Raw genomic sequence first — 17,607 nt, 5'->3', positions numbered from 1 at the left:
GTTCTTCTGATTTATTTCCTAAACGTCAGGACATAAAATTTTCCGTCCCAGAGGAGTTTCAACTCCTTCTCCTTGACACCGGCCGGTATAGCGGCCTCAATTTCTCCCAAATCAACGGTAGCGTCCTTAAAATAGTCCTTGCTGAAGTGGTTCTTCTTATATTGCTGGTCCACATAGTCTGCCGTCTCGTCTGAAATCATAATCTTAGTTCCTGGCTTAGCCACCCGCAGCATTTCCTGCATGGCCTTGGCCTTATCACTAAAGAAATTAATTCCACCGATATGATAGACGATGTCAAAGCTATTATCTGCAAAAGGCAGATCCTCTGCACAAGCATGAAAGAGTTGCAGATTTGTCTTCTTGGCACAGGATTTCTGACATTTTTTCAGCATGCCTATGGAAATATCTGCCCCAACAAAGTCTAGGCTTTTCAGGTCAATATTCTCAGGAATGTAGCGCAGGTCTTGACCAGTCCCGATAGAGACATAAAGGACGGATAGATGATCTTTCCATTCTATTTCTGCCATCTGGTCCTTTCTCAGCTTGTCAATAGCTTTGCCATGGAGAAGTGGCCCTATCCATTTTTCACCAAAATCATACCAGCGAGCCAAGCGATTGTACATGGTCATATACTTGGCATTGTCCCCTGAGACATAGTCCGAATTCAGCGCCAGATAGATGTCTCCATCTTTTTGAAAATCCGCTAACTTCAAACCTGGCTTGAACTTCTCTTGTATTTTTGTATCTGTCATATCTTCTGTCTCCTTTTTCTATTTGTCATTTATTATAGAGGATTCTGAGACAAAAACAAGAGTTTTTCCGTAAGTGGCTGCCCTGCATAAGTAACTGGAAGAAATTGCTCAGTAAGTTGCAAAATAGCTAGACAAAATAAGCAAACAAAAGAAGATAAAGCATTCTGCCTTATCCTCTCTTTGTTTATTTACTCAGTCGAGTCTTACGGTAAAGTCCTAAAAGAGCCAGGACTACCAGACCAGCAAGAACTAGTCCAAGGCTTTCAGCAGAGCCAGTCGCAGGAAGAACTTTTTTAGATTTTCCTTGACCGTCTGCTGCTTTATCAGAATCAGATGATTGATTTGGCTTAATGCCACCTTGAACTGCTTTATCAGGCGTACCAGGTGCAGCTGGTGCCGCTTGGTCAGTAATGAACAACTTACCATCTGTATACTCTACTGCATTGCTATTAGCGTCTAGAACTGTTACAGTGCCATCTTCATTGACTTGGAAGACAATATCAGTCACAGCCAGATAACCTGTCGGAGCCGCTTCCTCATGGAAGGTGTAAATACCTGGCTCTAGGTTAATTTCCTTAGATTGGTCAGCTTCTGAAGTCCAAGATGCGACAGGACTGCCCTTGCTTTCCCGTCCCTTGAAAATCTGAATCTGAGCACCGGCAATTTCCTCACCAGCTAGATTGACCTTACTGAAAGTAACCTGTTTATCTGTTGGAGTTTGAGTTTTCTTATTGACCACATTGACTGCAACCAATCTGCTGTCTCCAGAATCTCCAGATTCCGGACTGCCTACGTTCAAAGTCTTACCAAAATCTGTTGGACTGATGGTAATATCCTCTGTCAGGCGATCGTAACCAGCTGGAGCAGTCGTTTCACGCAGGATATAAGTGTCACGCAGAAGATTACCAACTTCCGCGTTCCCATCTGCATCTGTCGTGATTGTGCCAACCACCTTATTGGTCGCTTTCCGCACCACTTCAAAGACTGCACCGCTCAGAGAAGCATTAGACTCATCTGTCTTGTGGACCTTAACCTTGAAGTTATAGCCTTCGGACTTTCCGCCAGCAATCTGATAAGAGTACTCGTTGGTGACAGACACTGTCTCGGTATTGTTGTAGTTCATGGTAGCCTTATTTCCTACAACCTCTCCATCAGCCAAATCATAGTCGGCCAGCGTCTTGTACTCAACTAGGTAGCCGAAGCCTTCTACATCTCCGAAGTTGATTGTCAAGCTATCGCCTTCAGCGCCAAAGGTCATCTTAGACTGGAAGTCTGCTGTTACATCTTCAGTCGAATCACGCGCCCAATCTCCATTATTCCAGCGCCAAGAAACCTTATAAACCCGTACAGAGTCTTGAACAATCTTAGCGTTTGTATCACCCAACTTGTCCGTCACAGAGACATTTTTGTAATTGCCCATGTTGCGGTTAATGGCTACATTGTAGCGGATTTCATTCTTAGCATCAGCATCCCACTGAAAAGCACTCTTTTCTAGCAGAGACTCATACTTTTTCGGCGGCCCATTATAGTGAATGCTGCCGGCTGGAATTCTATTATTGCCTACAGTGAAAGTAGCTGGAATATCTCTTTCCTCTGTGACGACCTCGTGGTCAATCCGCGAATAGAAGAAAAACTCGCCTCTGACACCAGACTTCTGCTCCACATAGTCTGTGTAGGTCAGTGTGATGGTCTTGGCATTGCTATCCAGGACTCCATTAGCCACCAGGGCTCCGTTTTCATCCTTGAGCTCAATAGCTGAGGAATTCCCAAAGGTAAATTCATTCGGCAAATGAATCACTGTCGTATCACCCGCATGGGCTTGGTTGTCCGGCAGGGCAAACTTAGCATAGACTCGGAAGGTCTGCCAGATATCTACACCATTGGTCAGCTGCTCACCAGAGTTAGTGGTCAGGTGCATCTCAGTGATGACATCATTGAGCTCCGCCGCATGAGCCTTAAGGGTTCCGGCTAGGAAAGGCAGGAACACACCTAGACAGAGAATGATGAGCTGAAACCATACTCTCAGTTTTTTATTCATGCAATCTTCCTTTCTCACAAGTAAAATTTGTTTAAAAGTACAGCGTATTGGCCAGCCAGTCGAACACGTTCTTTTCATGTTTTTCTGCCTTTTTGACAAACACTGGAAAGACAATACTAATTCATTGTACCATATTGACTATTAAAAAACTATAGGAATGCTCACAGGGTTTTATCATAAAAAAGGAGAAAGAAGACGCTAAGCCTTCTCTCTCCTTTATGGTAGGCAAAACAGGCCAAAAGATGACCTAAAAATCATTGAACAACTTCAGCTCTTCTATTTTGACAAAAAAGTCAATCTTTCTGTGACGCACTGGAAGTTGCATCTACCTGATTCTGAGCTGTTTCTTCTTGTTTGGAAGAATTTCTTTCCGTCTTATCTGAAGTGTCGGGCTCTTTCTGTGTATGCCCGCAGGCCGTTAGGATAAAGACAGAAATCAGAGCCAAAAACAAGCTCCCAATTTTCTTGAACCTAGGCATACGAGTCCTCCATTTATGCGAAACTTGATGAGGCTAGCACTTCGCCAAAAATGCCTGCACAGTCTTGACATCTTCTGGAGTTCCGCCTTGGTCAATATCGCAGATATGCTGGAGCCCATATTTTTCGATAATCAAAGCCGTCGCCCCGCAGAAGGTCCGGCCGTGTTTAACAGAGTCACCATTGTTAACAAAACCTTTAATCAGCCCAGGATGTTTCTTGATAAAGCGTTTGGTAGACCAAGGAATTTTCCCAGCACCAGCATTTCGAGTAATGAGAATACAGGGCTCTTCCAGTTTCTCCTTGATGGTCTGGGTCGGATAGCCCAGTGATTCTGCAAATCGTTTACCAATACCAGTATTTGAATCATAAACTACAATCATCTTCATCACCTACTTTCTTAAAAAAAGGATAGCAAACCATGCCGCAAAACCTAAAACCACGACATCTGAGATGAGCATAAGCATGAACTCCAAATCTGGCATCATGTGAATGTACATCAGCAATGACAAAGTTGTCAAAGCCAGTGCCGTCAGCTTAACAACTGCCGGCAAGCCCGGAATCAAAGCTGCTCCGATTAGGACAACAATAAGACCTCCGACTAAAAATGACTGAAAATCCACACTCAAACTAAAACCAACTGTCACGCCGCCGTAGCCAATGGTCAAAAGACCAATCGCGACTAGACAGATACCTAAAATAGCCAATCCACTCATAGCAAATCCTCCTTGCTTATTCATTCTTTTCCTCACTTTCTATTGTTGAATGAACACTTCTTAATATTCATTCAAAACCTTCTAAAAAATAATTCACTTTATACTTATCCAATCACATTTCTTGAATACCTTCCAATTCCTATTCGCACTACATAAGACATCACCTCCTTTGTTGATGAATGAATACTTTTTAACATTCATTCATTTCGGCTTCTAAGAAAAGGAATTTCCTCTATTTGGAAAAAATCCCCTTAACAAAATATTTCACTAAAGTCTCAAGACTATCGAAGTAGCCTGAAAATTCCTGCTCTGTGACATGCATGTCTATGTAGTAAATCAAGTCATAAACCTTCATAATCTCAGCTATTTTCTCCTTCGAAAAGCCCTCTTCCTGCAGGCGCTGGCTGAAGGTCTGAATCAGAAACTGATGAAAAGCGTTGGACGCTCGTCCGGAATCCTGATTATAGTAATCATGCAGAATCTGAGAAATGCCCGGCTTGTTCCACTCAGCCAGAATTTTATTGGGTGAAATCAACTCAAAAGTGACTGCAAAAAGCTGTTCAACGATTGCCTCGGGCTCGCCCTGCCAATCCACACGTCGCATGGTTTCCTCACGTATACGGCTATTTTCAGCTATATAAACCTCCAAGAAGATGGCTTCCTTGGACTCATAATACTTATAAAAGGATCCAACAGCCATCTGGCTTCTCTTAGCAATATCAGAAATTCCAGCTGCCTTATAGCCTTTTTCTGCAAAGACTTCTCTAGCCGCAGCCAGGAGCTCATTTTTTTTATCCATTTCCACGCCTCTTTTGTGAATGAATTCGTTTTTATGTTCATTCATATTTTAACACAATCTTGCCACTTGTCAAGCATTTATGTTATACTATACAAAAAAGATAGTTTGCTAATCAAATTATTTTTTAGATTTTATTTTGGAGGTTGAGCTATGCTCAAGGAAAGACGAAACCAGGGTACCATCGCCCTACTGGTAATTTCTCTTATTTTTCTAGTTGTTGCTGCAGTAATGGGCTTTATCCAATACCAAAAGGTCAACACTAAGACTGCCTATGACCGAAATAGCGAGTCTGGAGCAGATTCAGCAGTCTATGCTGAAGTGTCATATATTTTCCCAGAGGCTCTGATTGAAGTAGAAGATAATACCCAAGTTTGGCTGGTTGCCTACCAAGACGGATATGTTGGTCTGCAGGCTAAAAAAGGGGACAAGCAGATTGCCCAGCTCTTGGAAAAAGAGAAAAAGGGCGAGCTGGAAAAAAATCCTGTCCGAATCGTTGGTTCCTACGTTAATGCTAATTCCCCTAAGAAAAATCAGGGATATATCTCTAATTATGGCAGCCTCGTTCGCGGTCTCCTAGCAGACAATCCCGAAGTCATCACAGTAATGTCAAGCAGCTCCTATATCTCTATCACTGAATTTGAATCTGACAATCTTGCATTCATGTTCTACATTCTGTTTTTGATTGGACTAAGTGTTCTCTTTGTCGTTATAGGAATTATCGGCCGCAAGAAAAATATCGCTGCCTACGAAGAAATCTATGCAGCCTATCCAGAGGCCAAGGACAATCTCAATATCCTGCTGGAGCAAGCGTCTTTCCACGATGATGTGCTGAAAATTGCTGTTTATAAAGACCATCTCATTACCTACTATCGAGGTTTCAAAGCAATTGATCTCAAACAGGTCGTCCATCTCTACCACCATATTCTCACCATGCATCGCGGCTTCGTTGCTTCAAACAGAAACTCAACCTTAGTTGCTGTTCGAAACAATCAAAAGAAATACCAAATGCCTATTAAGAACATTGGTAAAACAACAGATACCAAATGCCTATTAAGAACATTGGTAAAACAACAGATACCAAACTCCAGTCAACCTTTGACTATCTCTACAACCACTTCCCTCATATCAGATTGGGAGTGTAAATGACTATAAAATAAAGCTAGGTTAGTCCTAGCTTTAAATTTCTGACAAACTAGTTCTAAGTTTGTCTTTTTTGTTTTATTGATATAGTACAAGAGATAATCTTTTATTTACTATTGTACTTTTGTACTTTCTTTGAAAGGCTTCCATGGCCTTGAACTGTTCTAGTTCTTTTTCGTTAGCCGGTTGCTTGCCGAGGTGTTTGTACTCAAAGAAGTTCATTTGTTGGCCTGAGGTAAACCCACTCTCGAACCAGGGTGCGTAGTCAAATGTAGCAGTCAATTTTGTACCAATAATCTTTATAACACATGTTGTCCATAAAGCTTGCTCTTCATTTTTAAAGATTTCCCTCAATTCCCAAGCTAATTTGAAGGTGCGTCTTTCATTTTCTCTAAATTCTGAATTAGGCAACTCATACTTCTTGGGAATATAGAGATTATAGATATAGTCACTTTTTACTTCTTCGTTAAAGAAATAGTAGACTTCGCCACCATCAAAAGCCAAGGTAATATTAATAAAAAGATTTTCCCAAGCTACAGGTATAGTCTTATGGACACTCAGTGCGATTTCCATCACTTTCTCATTAATCTGTTTTTCCATATTATCCTCTTTCTAGCTCACTAAATTGCAGCTGGTAAATCTTGCCCATCTTTAACCGTATTGACATAAGTTTCTTTTTAAAAATCCAGTCCAATGATAATCCATTCATCAATGATATCCCAAAAATTTAAGTTTCCTTTAGGAAGCTCTTTTGTGGACCAAAGATAAGCTCCAGTTTCTATATTCTGCGTCAAATCCAGAACGATATAGGTCCCCATCCCGTTACTGAAAAAGTTGTAGCAAGAGGTCAAATCCATCTCCAGCTGGTCTTCATATTCCCATTCAAAGTCAGCCATAGAATCGATATTTTCAGCGCTATCCAAACCCATTGTTTTACTCGGATAGTAATAAAAACCATTATGAACTTTTGTGTAAAAGTTTACAATTGTTTTATCTATATTTTCAACTGTACAATCAAATTTTTTACCAAAATTTGATTCAGATAGTGGATTTTTCCCTTCGTAGAAAGCTGTCTTTTGAGTCTTGTAACTAAGAATTGTATACAAAATAGAATACTCTTCTCCAATTCTCATCAGCTCAATGTCAGTCAGATATGTTTGTAGATAAAGAATAGTATTGCTTAGTTCTCTTGCAAGGTATTTTCTCCATTCTCCTAAAATAGCTGATTTTCTATCTTCCAAATTATCAGTTAGAAAAGCAACTTTCCAATATTCTGGAATAGGAGCATTCAAAATAGTTGATTCATCGGTTACAAACTCCACTTTCTTTTCAGACGATAGCGTATATTTGTTTAAAAATGCAATCTTTTCATTTACCATTTTATCCATCTTCACCTCCGAATTTTTTTAAAATCAACTTATTTGTATCTCTAGTATACCACAAAGCAAATCTCCGAGCTTCTTCAGATAAAAAACCACCTCAGGAGGTGGTTTTTATACATACAAACTATTTTTCATTATATTCTTGCTAGAAAGTTTCATTAGCATTGAACTATCTTAGTTCTTTTTCCTTTCTGCGCTTAGCTAGGGCACTATTAATCTTCTTGGTCTTAAGATTTGTATCCAAGTAAAGAAAGAGCCATACAAAGAGATAAATCAGAATAAAATCTAGCCAGAAATGCCAGTTGGCAATTAAAAATCCCCAGTTATTGTAGACCATGAAACAGCATACTAAGACTGCGACTGCGACAAAATGCAGTAACATCGAGACTGAAAAAGAGAAGCGGTCTTCAACAGTTTTTAACATTGAACTGATGATCCCAATCAAACCGCTCATCACTATGACACTGACGATATTACTTGTTGTGGGCGGATTTTTTTGAATAGAGAGAGCAAGGACAATCAGATAGACTGCACTCCCCCTCTGGATGCCCATCAATATAGCGTGTAGACATTTTTTTATACTCATCACTTACCTCCTAGATTCCCAGATATTCCATTAAGAGTTTGACATAGCGACGGCTGACTTCGGTCTTGATTTGATTGGTCAGCTTGGCCGTCATATTGCCAGAAAAGCTGTCAGACAAAGACTCCAAATGGTCAATATTGATGACAGCATGCCGGGAAACCTGGATAAAGTTCGAGCTGCTAATCCGCTGCTGAAAGCGAGTCAAGGTCTCTGTCGTCTGATAAATGCCTTCTCTGCTGTAAATCATCAAAGTTGTCTGGTTGATGTCTGCTAGGATAATATCTTCAGTCTTCAGCATGATAAGCTTATCGTCCGACTTGATAGGCAGGACACCACTTGGCCCAGCCTTGTACTGCTCTAAATAATCTAAGATGGCCTTGGCTTCTGCCGCTAGCTGGTCTGCCTTGACCACAACCAGCGGATCCTTGGATGAAATGGTTGGATCTGTTTCAAATTTTGCTTGCAAGAGGAAGCTCCCTATTCACATTCTATTGTAGTTTCAGCCGGCGGATGACAATCATATTTTGCACTATCCAAATAAGCGCTATTGCAACTAAAACTATTCCAACTATATAGAAAGTTTCTGTCCTTGTCAAGAGCTCCTGCCATTCAATGCGAATTCCCATTGTTTTTTCAAAAGCTACTCGTGACTGGCTCTTATTGGCAAAAGTGTCTGCTAGACTTTCCTTCATGAGAAGCTGTCTGAAAAGAGATGCCATGTAGTTAGAAGGCGTAAGCTTCATCAGGTTTTGCGCCATATTCGGCAAGGTTCCAATGGGGATATAGGTACCCACTAGAAAACCAGAGGTCGCTCCGACTACGGTCGCTAATTTACCTAGACTATCCACTGATTTGAAGCGTTGAACAATCAGAGCATTTATCAGTGTGGCCAAGAGGCTGTTCAAGATCATCAGAAGCACCAGGTAAGAAAGATTTCCCCATTCAAAGGAAATTTTATCCGCCTGCATAAAATAGCTGAGCATAAAGGTAAACATAATGACCTGCATCAAAAAGCCGATAATAATAGAGCTGACAAGATAACTAAGCTGCAAGCCCCACGGTCCTAAATCCGTGATAAAAAGATCGTCTGTTACCATCCGCTCCCGGTCTTCGACCTGCCGTGAGAAAGCTGCCAATGTGGTTGTTAATGCTGTAACTGCCAACACGCCGCCAATCAGCCACAAGTCCATCAGCTGGCTGGAATAGCCTCCAGAATTACTTTTCAAAAAAACGATATAAAGCACAAAGGGAATAATGGCTCCAAAGAGGGACAAAATTACCCCACTGCGGTTGCGAAAATAAAGTAAAAAATTGCGTTTAATCAAAGCGAGCATATTAGCGTACCTCTCTTCCTGTCAGTGCCATAAAGGCATCGTCCATGGTTCCGGGTTGGAATTCAAATTGTTCGATATAGGGACCAGCCTGAGCCAATAAGGTCAGAGCTTCTTGAGTCGTTTTAGGGTGGAGGATAAATTTCCCTTCCTTGACTTGCTCCCAAGCGCAGCCTCTTGGCAAGCTTTTCTCTAAACCTGCTGCATCTTGACTTAAAATCCGTAAGACATTGCGGGCATAGTTTCCCTTAATCTGGTCTGCAGAGCCTTGGGCAATGACCTGACCATGATCTACGATATAGATCTTATCTGCATCATCAGCTTCATTGAGATAGTGGGTTGTCAAGACAATGGTCATCTGCTCTTCTTTCTGAATTTGCTTGAGCAGGCTCCAAATACTCTCCCGAGTCTGAATGTCCAGTCCTGTCGTAGGTTCATCTAGAAAAAGCAGGTCGGGACTGTTGAGAAGGGCTCGAGCAATGTCCACCCGGCGCTTTTGGCCGCCAGAAAGTGTCCCATAAGGCTGCTTGGCAAAGGCTGACAAGCCCAGCTGAGAGACCAAGCGCTCGATTCTACCTGTCGGCATCTCCTTGTACTGCTTGGCTCTGATAGTCAGATTTTCCAAAACTGTCAGCCGGGCGTCCAACACACTGTTTTGGAAAACCACACCCAACTTAAGCTTTTCAGCATAGCAAATCTGCCCGGATGTCGGCCGCAAGAGACCTATCAGCATCTGGATAGTCGTAGACTTGCCTGCGCCATTAGGGCCTAGAATAGCTGTAAAACTACCTCTCTCAATCTGAATATTCAGATCATTAACTGCCACCTTATCGCCATAAACCTTGCTAAGATTTTTCGTTTCTACTAACATGATCTTTTCTCCTTTTCTTTACTTCTGAGACTATGATAGCAAGTCTTTTTTGAAAAATCTCGGCTTTTTGGACAAGCGGTAAAATGAGGGAGATGAGAGGTAAAAATCCAGACATCAAAAAATCCCCGACCAGAGGTCAGGGATTTGCTCTTAGCGGGCGACAATCTTGCGGTAACTGCGTGAAGTCAGTAAGAAAACTAAAATATAGGTCAGGAGGAAGACTCCGCAAGTTGCAAGTGTTGTCTGAATCAAAAGAGGAAGATTGGTCACACCTAGTAGGGCAACTATCAAGCGCAACATGTGAAAGACCGCTGCTACATGTAGAAAAGCAAAGATGAGAGGTAGGAAGAAAACAGTCAAAATCTGCTTGCGAATGGTACTTCTAGTCTGCTTTTCATCTAAACCAACTTTTTGCAAGATGATAAAGCCATCTCGGTCTTCATATCCTTCAGAGATTTGCTTGTAGTAAATTACTAGAACAGCTCCTAGGAGGAAGATAACCGAGAGGAAGACACCGATGAAGAGCAAGGTTCCAGTAAGTTCTTGATAGCTCTTTTCTGAACTATAACGGTCACTAGCCATTGCGAAGCTACCATCTTGAGCTTGTTCCTGATCCAAAGTGTCCCTCAACCCCAGTTGGACTTGCTCGACAAACTTTTTACTTCCCTTAGTCTCTGAAGCAACTCCAATGTAGTAGTAATGATCCACATCGAGATTAACCTCTTTGTTATCATTGACCACCATATAGAGACCCTGCTCCATGGTCACATCGTTTGGATTAGGAATTTCCCCATGCGTGAAATTCGACGATAAAAGCTGCTTAATCTTCCAGTCCTTGCCATTCACTCGAAGAGGCTTGTCCTTATTTAAGGAAATATTTTTTCCATAGACAAGAGTTTCATCGTCTGCCAGGTCTATCTTTTCCCCTGTCATTTTTTCATAATCCTGACGATTGATGACCGTAATCGTGCCAGCAGACTTGGTCAAGATACTTGTATCTGACTCTAGCTCTCTTTGCATTGGAACTGTCACATCATTACCAGCCAGTTTCGTGATGAAGGCTGATTGGTAGAGATAGGTAGTATAGCTTGGCTTCTTCAGACCTGTGTCCTGAGCCACTTGCTGAACCTTGTCTAACAGAGCCTCCTTCTGATCGGTCGATTTCGGCAAGACGACGCTGACATTGTAATCCTTTGGATGCAAGGTAGTAATATAATCCTGACCTCCAACATAGATATTGATTGTACCAACCAGAGTCACTAAGAGCATGGTAGATAGAATGGAGATAGTTGCCAATCCTGCTGCATTTTTACGCATCCGCGAGATGAGATTGGAAACAGAAATGAAATTCTGCGTTTTATAGTAGTAGCCTTTGCGCTTTTTGAGAAATTTCAATAGTGTAATTGAACCTGCATTAAAAAGCAGATAGGTTGCGATGATAACCATGACCACAGCTATAAAGAAATTGCCGATAGCAGCGACGGGCTTGGTAACGGTCAAAGCCATATAATAAGCCACACCCATGAGCAGGAGCCCCAGCAAGGTTTGCAGAAAAAGGAAGCGTCCCTTCTTCTCGCCTGCTTTCTTTTCTTTCATTAGGTTAAGAGAGCTATAGCGTAGAAGACGCGTAGAGTTGAGCAACAAAATTACCGCAAAAGCGACACCCAGACTAGCTAGAGTCATCCAGACGTTCTTCCATTGGAAGGTCGAGGCAAGAACTGCCGGCATTCCCATCAATTTCAAAAGAACTGCATAGAGCATCTTATCTAAAGCTAGGCCAGACAAGACTCCCAGACCAACTGTAACCAGATAAAAGACACAGAGCTCAAAGAAGGTCATGACTAACAGATGCTTTTTCTCCATGCCCAGCAGACTATAGACTCCCAACTCTCGGGAGCGGTTTTTCATGACGAAGCTATTAGCATAGGTAATGAGGATAAGGACGGCAATCTGAATGACATGGATACCAAACTGCAAGGTCATGCGAGCTGCCGAACCACCATAAGAGGTCTCCATGTTGGGGCTATGAGCCAGTGAGACAAAACTATACAAAATCGCTGTTGCAAGTACCGTCGCCAAAGCAAATGGATAATACAAACTGCGATTTTTAACCAGATTGGACAAAGCCAGTTTACTCGTTAGTTTGAACATAATTGCCCACCTCACTTGCCATAACTGTCAGAGTGTCAGAAATCTCTTGGAACATCTGCCGCTCAGTCTTGTCACCGCGGAAGATTTGATTATAAAGAATCCCATCCTTGATAAAGAGCACCCGCTTGGCGCGGCTAGCTGCTGCCGTTGAGTGGGTCACCATGAGAATGGTTTGACCGCGGGCATTAATATCATCAAAGACATCAAGCAGAGCTGCCGAAGATTTGGAATCCAAAGCTCCCGTCGGCTCGTCCGCCAGCAGAATCTCAGGGTCTGTGATGATGGCCCGAGCCACTGCTACCCGCTGCTTTTGACCACCAGAAATCTCATAAGGAAACTTCTCTTGTAGCTTGTTAATCCCTAGCTCATTGCAAGTCGTAACCAGCTTTTGCATCATCTCGGTAATGGGACGACGAGAGAGGACTAGCGGCAGAAGAATATTATCCTTGACTGATAGGGTGTCCAGCAGGTTGAAATCCTGAAAGACAAAGCCTAATTTTTCTCGGCGGAAACTGGAAGCCTGGCTGTTTTTGATGGTTGCTGTGTCAGTTCCGTTGAGAAAGACGCGGCCCTCAGTCGGCTTGTCCAGCATGGCTAGGATGTTGAGCAGGGTGGATTTCCCAGAGCCTGACTCCCCCATGATGGCGACATACTCGCCTTTTTCTACCGTAAAGTGAATGTCTTTCAGTGCCTCTACTTGGCTGCCCTGAAAGCGGGTTTTATAAATCTTTTTCACGTGTTGTACGTCTAATAATGTCATCTTGCTTCCTTTCTGTTTAGCAGGTAATTATCAGATCCCTGCTTTTAGCAGTTTTTATAAACTGCCTCCTAATTGATAAGTCTATTTTATCTCAATACCAACCGCCCAGCCATAACCTAAGCTTACATTTTAAAGTGCAATCTTACACTTTTGTAAGATAAAATGAGCTTTATTTTACCCAAAAGGCAATCAAAGCAATTAGCCAAAGGTGGGCTGGATAGAAAATATAGAAGAAATATTTGCTCCACTTGCTGCTGGATCCTCGCTCACCATTATAGAAGTGCAAGAGAGGAAGAGCACTGATAAAGAGCCAGTCTGAATTATAGAGCAGCATTGATAGCGTGTCCTGCAAGGTTGGATAAATTTGAATACTCATGGCAAAGAGAACTCCCGCCCAAACTACATAAAACAAGTTTCTTAAAAAGACTTGATTTCTAAAAAGGTAGGTCAAGAGCATGAAAGGAAGCAGAGCCATGCCGCCTTCGCTAAAGACAAGCCCGGCCAGCAAGACTAATACTCCTGCCGCTATCCGCAAACCAGACTTCCTATCCTTAGCAGCTCCGCCATTGTCAGAAAAGCCAAAGAAAAGACTCAGCATGAGGACCCCGCAGGCCAAGGTCAGGAAGATGTTGTGAGTGAGGTAAATGCCCTTCTCCTGAAAGAGAAGCGTCAGGATACAGTTTCCTGTCTGCATCAGGGCTGCCCAAAAGAAGAGCCGCATATTGTAAGCCAGACGGTTGCGAGTGTGGAGAAAACCTTCCACTGCCATGAAGGCAAATGCTACTCCGACACAGCGGGTTAGGGCATGCAAGACGCCATCCCAGCCGTCCGGAACCAGCCCTGGTATCTGGCTGATATGGTCAAAAACCATAAGAAAGGCCATGAAGAGCTTCAACTGAAAAGCATTTATACCTTTTGATTTCATTTTTCTGTCTCCTTCTTATTTCTTGACTCTATGATAATAAAAAAGAAAGGTCAGTACCATAACCTAACCTTTCATTTGCTAGTTTTATTCTTACAATTTTGTCACTTTTAAAAATCTTGCAGGAGCATCGTAAAAATAGGACAAAACCTAATGGCTTTCATGAAAACTCTCTTCTGCCTGCAACTGTTCTAAAAAGTCTCTGACCGCTTGTCGGTCTGCTTCCGTTCCAGAGCCTTCTATGTTACGAATATGGCGGAGGCCGTACTGCTCCACTATCTTATCCGTTGCCCCGCAAAAGGTCCGCGGATAACGCTTCTGGTTGCCATTGATGACAAAGCCTTTGATTAGATGCTCATACTTTCTGATGAAGCGCTTAGTCGTCCACGGAATCTGCCCTGCTCCGCTATTTCTGCTGACTAAAATACAGGGCTCCTCCAGCTTTTTCCAGACTGACTGGCTAGGCGTTTCCAGACTATTAGCAAACTTCTTTCCCAAACCAGTCAGACTATCATAAACCACTACTAGCAACTTTCTTCCTACTACTCAAAGACCAATTTCTTCTCAGGAAAGGCGATGGAAACCGTCGTTCCCTGACCCACTTGAGAGTCTATAGCAATCTTGTGTCCCAGCTGGTCAGCAATTTTCTTGGACAGATAAAGACCTAAACCTGATGACTGCTGGGTCAAACGACCGTTGTAACCTGAGAAACCGCGCTCAAAAACCCGCAGCAAATCAGCATTTTGAATCCCCAAACCCGTGTCCTTAATGTAAAGGCTGCCCTCGTGAAAATAAATCTCTATGCTGCCTTCTTTCGTATATTTAAGACTATTGGATAGGACCTGCTCCAAAATTACTAGAAACCACTTTTTATCAGTGACAATCGTGTGGTCTAGGTCATGAAGATTGAGGCTGAGTCCTTGCTGAATAAAGAAAAGAGCGTATTTCTTGACTACTTCTCTGACCAAATCAGCCAGATTTTCCTGCTTCAGAACTAGATCATCATGGAAGCTTTCCAGACGGAGGTACTGGAGAACCAGATGAACGTAGGACTCAATCTTGAAGAGCTCCTGCTCCAACTGAGACTTGGCTTCCTTATCCTTCAAGTCACCAATCAAGAGTGAACTGGCTGCAATGGGTGTCTTGACTTGATGAACCCAAAGAGTGTAGTAGTCCAGCAAATCATTGTATTTCTCCTGTTCAACCAAGAGCTGATTCTTCTGTTCGTACTCCAACTCTTCCACTCTTTCCTGCAAAAGCTTTTCTAGAGGAGTCTGAGCCTGAGCAGAGGCTTGCAGCTTCTGGCTGCGATAGCTCTTAAAGGCAGTCCAAGCATCTGCTCCGATAAACAAGAAAGACAGAAAAGCCAGCAAGAGCGCGACATATTCCAGCAGACTGCGGTAAGCATCAAAGACAAAGGCAAAGAGCAGAATAAAGCCTAGCAGCAAAATCAACAGAGCTAGAAAAAATCGCCGCGAATAAAGGTAAGACTTAAGAAAGAAAAATTTATCCTGTATGTCCATTGATGAGACCGTATCCTATTCCTTTTTTGGTTTCGATGAAATTCTTCAGTCCGTGCTCTTCAAGCTTCTTACGCAGGCGAGCGACATTGACCGATAGGGTATTGTCATCGATGAAAAAGTCGCTGTTCCAGAGTTCCTTCATCAGGTCATCACGCGCTACGATACCATCCGAGTGCTCGAAGAGGACCCGCAAAATCTGAAATTCGTTCTTGGTCAAGGTCACCACTTTCCCATCAAAGACCAGATCTGTCGACTTGAGATTGAGAATGACACCTTGGTGCTCCAAGAGACTCTGGTCGTTTCCAAACTCATAGGAACGGCGCAGCAAGCCCTGAACCTTAGCCAAAAAAACATTGTTGTCAAAAGGCTTGGTCACATAGTCATCTGCCCCCATATTGATAGCCATGACAATGTCCATGGACTGATCACGGGAAGACAGAAACATGATAGGCACCGTTGAAATCTTGCGGATTTCCTGACACCAATGATAGCCGTTGAACAAGGGCAGGCCGATATCCATCAGCACCAGATGCGGCTCCTCTCGAACAAAGACTGTCAGCACATCCATAAAGTCCTCAACTGCCACTACCTGAAAGCCCCATTGTTCCAGCATTTTCTTAATCATCTGACGGATGACTGGATCATCTTCTACTAGTAAAATCTTGTGCATCTTTCCCTCCCGATTTCTTGCTAGTAACATTATACCAAAAAATGCGATTGCTTGTTTATCATCCTCAGTCTAAGGTAGGATTTTTCTGTAAAAGAGAAATTCTAGCAAAAAAATATGCTATACTAACTAGTAGAAATTGGAGATATAATATGAGCAATATTTTTACTTACCTTGAAGAAGTGCAGCATGACAGTATTTATGATAAACCTTTTAATGAACTGGATCTGCTAATCCTGACAGAGCTAACCTACTTGCCTTTTGACCAGCTGGTACATGAAGATATGTCCCCTTACTGCGACTGCCGGCTGCTGGATTTGGCCGATCAAGTACCGCGCGACCTCTCCATGATGGTCAGCAAAAACCGACTGAAACTGCTAGATTCGGCCGCAGCCTCTACCCGTTTTAAAAATCTAAAACTGATGGGCTATGTCAATGACGTTGACCAAGATATCCAGAAGCAATTCGCTGCCTTGATTTTCAAAATCAAGCCTGATACCTATGTTCTGGTCTTTCGCGGTACGGACGACTCCATTGTCGGCTGGAAGGAAGACTTCCACATGACCTATATGGATCAGATCCCTGCTCAGAAAATGGCCGCCCGCTACCTGCAGAAGGCCTTAGAAAATCTGCCCGGTAACTTTATCCTAACCGGCCATTCCAAAGGAGGAAACCTGGCTTCTTATGCAGCCAGTCAGATGGAAACGTCGCTTCAAGACCGTATTGAAGCCATCTACAGTTATGACTCTCCCGGTCTCAATCACTTTGTCACCGAAAGCGATGGCTATCAGACTGTGGTTGAAAGGATGAAACGCTACCTGCCTCAGAACTCTATCGTTGGCATGATGCTGGAAACACCTAAGGAAGCTAGGATTGTCAAAAGCAGTGCCATCGGCGGCTTTGCCCAGCACGATACCTTTTCGTGGAAAACCAAGGGAGACTCTTTCCTATTGCTGGATACACTAGATGCAGAGAGCCTGCAGATAGACAAAACGTTTAAAAATTGGGTGAGCACCGTTTCAGATGAAGAACTTAAAGACTTTTTCGACCTCTTTTTCGGACTGATTTTGGATGCTGGTATCCAGTCTGTCGACGAACTATCCAATGTTGAAAACTTTAACAAAGTCCTCGATATCCTGAAAAATGCTCAATCTCTAACAGACCAAGAACATGACATGCTGCTGCGCTTGTCCAAGCTCCTACTGGATATGCGTGTCCAAAGCTGGAAAGACTCCATTAGCTTGCCTAAGCCTTCTGCTATTGGCAAGGATATCCGAGAAAACCTATCACGCTGGAGCAAGCAGTTGTCTTTCGGCCAGTCTGAGACTGACAAAAAGGAAGACACTACCGCAGAGGTTCAAGAGTAAAATCAAAAAAGTCCTCTATAGCTTATCTAATGGCAGACTTGGCCTATCCATACCAAAAACGAAACAAGCTCTTATCTTGACAGCTTGTTTTTTCTTTGTTAAAATGTAACAAATCTATTTACAAC

Annotated in this window: 19 protein-coding genes and 1 pseudogene; 2 read left to right on the top strand and 18 right to left on the bottom strand. The window is 42.8% G+C overall.

The genetic code is table 11. The features are described 5' to 3' along the window. Window positions 1-11 precede the first annotated feature (11 nt). From HMPREF9378_RS10075 to HMPREF9378_RS10100, 6 genes are all read right to left on the bottom strand, one after another. Window positions 12-752, bottom strand: coding sequence for a class I SAM-dependent methyltransferase (locus HMPREF9378_RS10075; RefSeq protein ID WP_002899847.1), 741 nt, complete (start codon window positions 750-752; stop codon window positions 12-14). 184 nt (window positions 753-936) lie between these two features. Then, window positions 937-2,790 carry a SpaA isopeptide-forming pilin-related protein gene (locus HMPREF9378_RS10080; protein WP_002913049.1) on the bottom strand — a complete coding sequence of 618 codons (1,854 nt, stop codon included), beginning with the start codon at window positions 2,788-2,790 and terminating at the stop codon, window positions 937-939. 293 nt (window positions 2,791-3,083) lie between these two features. Next, entirely contained in the window at window positions 3,084-3,269 is a 186-nt protein-coding gene (locus HMPREF9378_RS10085; RefSeq protein WP_002899845.1) for a hypothetical protein, read from the bottom strand. A 33-nt stretch (window positions 3,270-3,302) separates the two neighbouring features. Further along, on the bottom strand, window positions 3,303-3,659 hold the full coding sequence (locus tag HMPREF9378_RS10090; RefSeq protein WP_002899844.1) for a class Ib ribonucleoside-diphosphate reductase assembly flavoprotein NrdI: 357 nt from the start codon (window positions 3,657-3,659) through the stop codon (window positions 3,303-3,305). Then, on the bottom strand, window positions 3,660-4,007 hold the full coding sequence (locus HMPREF9378_RS10095; RefSeq protein WP_002899843.1) for a hypothetical protein: 348 nt from the start codon (window positions 4,005-4,007) through the stop codon (window positions 3,660-3,662). A gap of 208 nt (window positions 4,008-4,215) precedes the next feature. Further along, window positions 4,216-4,827 carry a TetR/AcrR family transcriptional regulator gene (locus HMPREF9378_RS10100; RefSeq protein ID WP_002899842.1) on the bottom strand — a complete coding sequence of 204 codons (612 nt, stop codon included), beginning with the start codon at window positions 4,825-4,827 and terminating at the stop codon, window positions 4,216-4,218. Between the two features lie 105 nt (window positions 4,828-4,932). Between HMPREF9378_RS10100 and HMPREF9378_RS10105 the strand changes: the two are divergent. Beyond that, window positions 4,933-5,924: pseudogene (locus tag HMPREF9378_RS10105) on the top strand (hypothetical protein). 76 nt (window positions 5,925-6,000) lie between these two features. Here HMPREF9378_RS10105 and HMPREF9378_RS10110 read toward each other — a convergent pair. From HMPREF9378_RS10110 to HMPREF9378_RS10165, 12 genes are all read right to left on the bottom strand, one after another. Further along, window positions 6,001-6,522: an immunity protein YezG family protein gene (locus HMPREF9378_RS10110; protein ID WP_002899839.1), complete on the bottom strand. Its 522-nt coding sequence runs from the start codon at window positions 6,520-6,522 to the stop codon at window positions 6,001-6,003. Window positions 6,523-6,599: 77 nt separating this feature from the next. After that, window positions 6,600-7,310, bottom strand: a complete 711-nt coding sequence (locus HMPREF9378_RS10115; protein ID WP_002899838.1) for a hypothetical protein — start codon at window positions 7,308-7,310, stop codon at window positions 6,600-6,602. Window positions 7,311-7,473: 163 nt separating this feature from the next. Next, on the bottom strand, window positions 7,474-7,890 hold the full coding sequence (locus HMPREF9378_RS10120; RefSeq protein ID WP_002899837.1) for a DUF3021 domain-containing protein: 417 nt from the start codon (window positions 7,888-7,890) through the stop codon (window positions 7,474-7,476). Between the two features lie 10 nt (window positions 7,891-7,900). Beyond that, window positions 7,901-8,356 (bottom strand): LytTR family DNA-binding domain-containing protein, encoded by a 456-nt coding sequence (locus HMPREF9378_RS10125; protein WP_002899836.1) that lies wholly within the window; start codon window positions 8,354-8,356, stop codon window positions 7,901-7,903. Window positions 8,357-8,378: 22 nt separating this feature from the next. Further along, on the bottom strand, window positions 8,379-9,224 hold the full coding sequence (locus tag HMPREF9378_RS10130; RefSeq protein WP_002913287.1) for an ABC transporter permease: 846 nt from the start codon (window positions 9,222-9,224) through the stop codon (window positions 8,379-8,381). Between the two features lies 1 nt (window position 9,225). Then, a complete protein-coding gene (locus HMPREF9378_RS10135; RefSeq protein ID WP_002913286.1) occupies window positions 9,226-10,092 on the bottom strand; it encodes an ABC transporter ATP-binding protein in 867 nt (288 codons plus the stop codon). Window positions 10,093-10,242: 150 nt separating this feature from the next. Next, window positions 10,243-12,243 (bottom strand): ABC transporter permease, encoded by a 2,001-nt coding sequence (locus HMPREF9378_RS10140; RefSeq protein WP_002899833.1) that lies wholly within the window; start codon window positions 12,241-12,243, stop codon window positions 10,243-10,245. Beyond that, a complete protein-coding gene (locus HMPREF9378_RS10145) occupies window positions 12,224-13,003 on the bottom strand; it encodes an ABC transporter ATP-binding protein (RefSeq protein ID WP_002899832.1) in 780 nt (259 codons plus the stop codon). Before HMPREF9378_RS10145 ends, HMPREF9378_RS10140 begins: the two co-directional genes overlap by 20 nt. 169 nt (window positions 13,004-13,172) lie before the next feature. Beyond that, window positions 13,173-13,928 (bottom strand): TraX family protein, encoded by a 756-nt coding sequence (locus tag HMPREF9378_RS10150; protein ID WP_002903199.1) that lies wholly within the window; start codon window positions 13,926-13,928, stop codon window positions 13,173-13,175. Between the two features lie 147 nt (window positions 13,929-14,075). Further along, window positions 14,076-14,456: a class Ib ribonucleoside-diphosphate reductase assembly flavoprotein NrdI gene (locus HMPREF9378_RS10155; protein ID WP_002913285.1), complete on the bottom strand. Its 381-nt coding sequence runs from the start codon at window positions 14,454-14,456 to the stop codon at window positions 14,076-14,078. Window positions 14,457-14,467: 11 nt separating this feature from the next. Beyond that, the gene (locus tag HMPREF9378_RS10160) at window positions 14,468-15,448 is read right to left on the bottom strand and encodes a sensor histidine kinase (RefSeq protein WP_002913284.1); all 981 of its coding nucleotides are present in this window, start codon (window positions 15,446-15,448) and stop codon (window positions 14,468-14,470) included. Then, window positions 15,432-16,118 (bottom strand): response regulator transcription factor, encoded by a 687-nt coding sequence (locus tag HMPREF9378_RS10165; protein ID WP_009659088.1) that lies wholly within the window; start codon window positions 16,116-16,118, stop codon window positions 15,432-15,434. Before HMPREF9378_RS10165 ends, HMPREF9378_RS10160 begins: the two co-directional genes overlap by 17 nt. Window positions 16,119-16,159: 41 nt before the next feature. Here HMPREF9378_RS10165 and HMPREF9378_RS10170 point away from each other — a divergent pair, with 41 nt between their 5' ends. Further along, window positions 16,160-17,482, top strand: a complete 1,323-nt coding sequence (locus HMPREF9378_RS10170; protein WP_002913282.1) for a DUF2974 domain-containing protein — start codon at window positions 16,160-16,162, stop codon at window positions 17,480-17,482. The last annotated feature ends 125 nt before the right edge of the window (window positions 17,483-17,607 follow it).

Source organism: Streptococcus sanguinis SK1 = NCTC 7863, from assembly GCF_000194945.1.
GTDB classification, from domain to species: domain Bacteria; phylum Bacillota; class Bacilli; order Lactobacillales; family Streptococcaceae; genus Streptococcus; species Streptococcus sanguinis.
This window is presented reverse-complemented; position numbering and strand designations above follow the sequence as displayed.

Bases quoted from the DNA above. Each gene is read 5' to 3' on its own strand.
- HMPREF9378_RS10075 (WP_002899847.1), bottom strand. From the start codon at position 752: ATGACAGATACAAAAATACAAGAGAAGTTCAAGCCAGGTTTGAAGTTA.
- HMPREF9378_RS10080 (WP_002913049.1), bottom strand. From the start codon at position 2,790: ATGAATAAAAAACTGAGAGTATGGTTTCAGCTCATCATTCTCTGTCTA.
- HMPREF9378_RS10085 (WP_002899845.1), bottom strand. From the start codon at position 3,269: ATGCCTAGGTTCAAGAAAATTGGGAGCTTGTTTTTGGCTCTGATTTCT.
- HMPREF9378_RS10095 (WP_002899843.1), bottom strand. From the start codon at position 4,007: ATGAATAAGCAAGGAGGATTTGCTATGAGTGGATTGGCTATTTTAGGT.
- HMPREF9378_RS10100 (WP_002899842.1), bottom strand. From the start codon at position 4,827: ATGAATGAACATAAAAACGAATTCATTCACAAAAGAGGCGTGGAAATG.
- HMPREF9378_RS10110 (WP_002899839.1), bottom strand. From the start codon at position 6,522: ATGGAAAAACAGATTAATGAGAAAGTGATGGAAATCGCACTGAGTGTC.
- HMPREF9378_RS10115 (WP_002899838.1), bottom strand. From the start codon at position 7,310: ATGGATAAAATGGTAAATGAAAAGATTGCATTTTTAAACAAATATACG.
- HMPREF9378_RS10120 (WP_002899837.1), bottom strand. From the start codon at position 7,890: ATGAGTATAAAAAAATGTCTACACGCTATATTGATGGGCATCCAGAGG.
- HMPREF9378_RS10130 (WP_002913287.1), bottom strand. From the start codon at position 9,224: ATGCTCGCTTTGATTAAACGCAATTTTTTACTTTATTTTCGCAACCGC.
- HMPREF9378_RS10135 (WP_002913286.1), bottom strand. From the start codon at position 10,092: ATGTTAGTAGAAACGAAAAATCTTAGCAAGGTTTATGGCGATAAGGTG.
- HMPREF9378_RS10140 (WP_002899833.1), bottom strand. From the start codon at position 12,243: ATGTTCAAACTAACGAGTAAACTGGCTTTGTCCAATCTGGTTAAAAAT.
- HMPREF9378_RS10145 (WP_002899832.1), bottom strand. From the start codon at position 13,003: ATGACATTATTAGACGTACAACACGTGAAAAAGATTTATAAAACCCGC.
- HMPREF9378_RS10150 (WP_002903199.1), bottom strand. From the start codon at position 13,928: ATGAAATCAAAAGGTATAAATGCTTTTCAGTTGAAGCTCTTCATGGCC.
- HMPREF9378_RS10160 (WP_002913284.1), bottom strand. From the start codon at position 15,448: ATGGACATACAGGATAAATTTTTCTTTCTTAAGTCTTACCTTTATTCG.
- HMPREF9378_RS10165 (WP_009659088.1), bottom strand. From the start codon at position 16,118: ATGCACAAGATTTTACTAGTAGAAGATGATCCAGTCATCCGTCAGATG.
- HMPREF9378_RS10170 (WP_002913282.1), top strand. From the start codon at position 16,160: ATGCGATTGCTTGTTTATCATCCTCAGTCTAAGGTAGGATTTTTCTGT.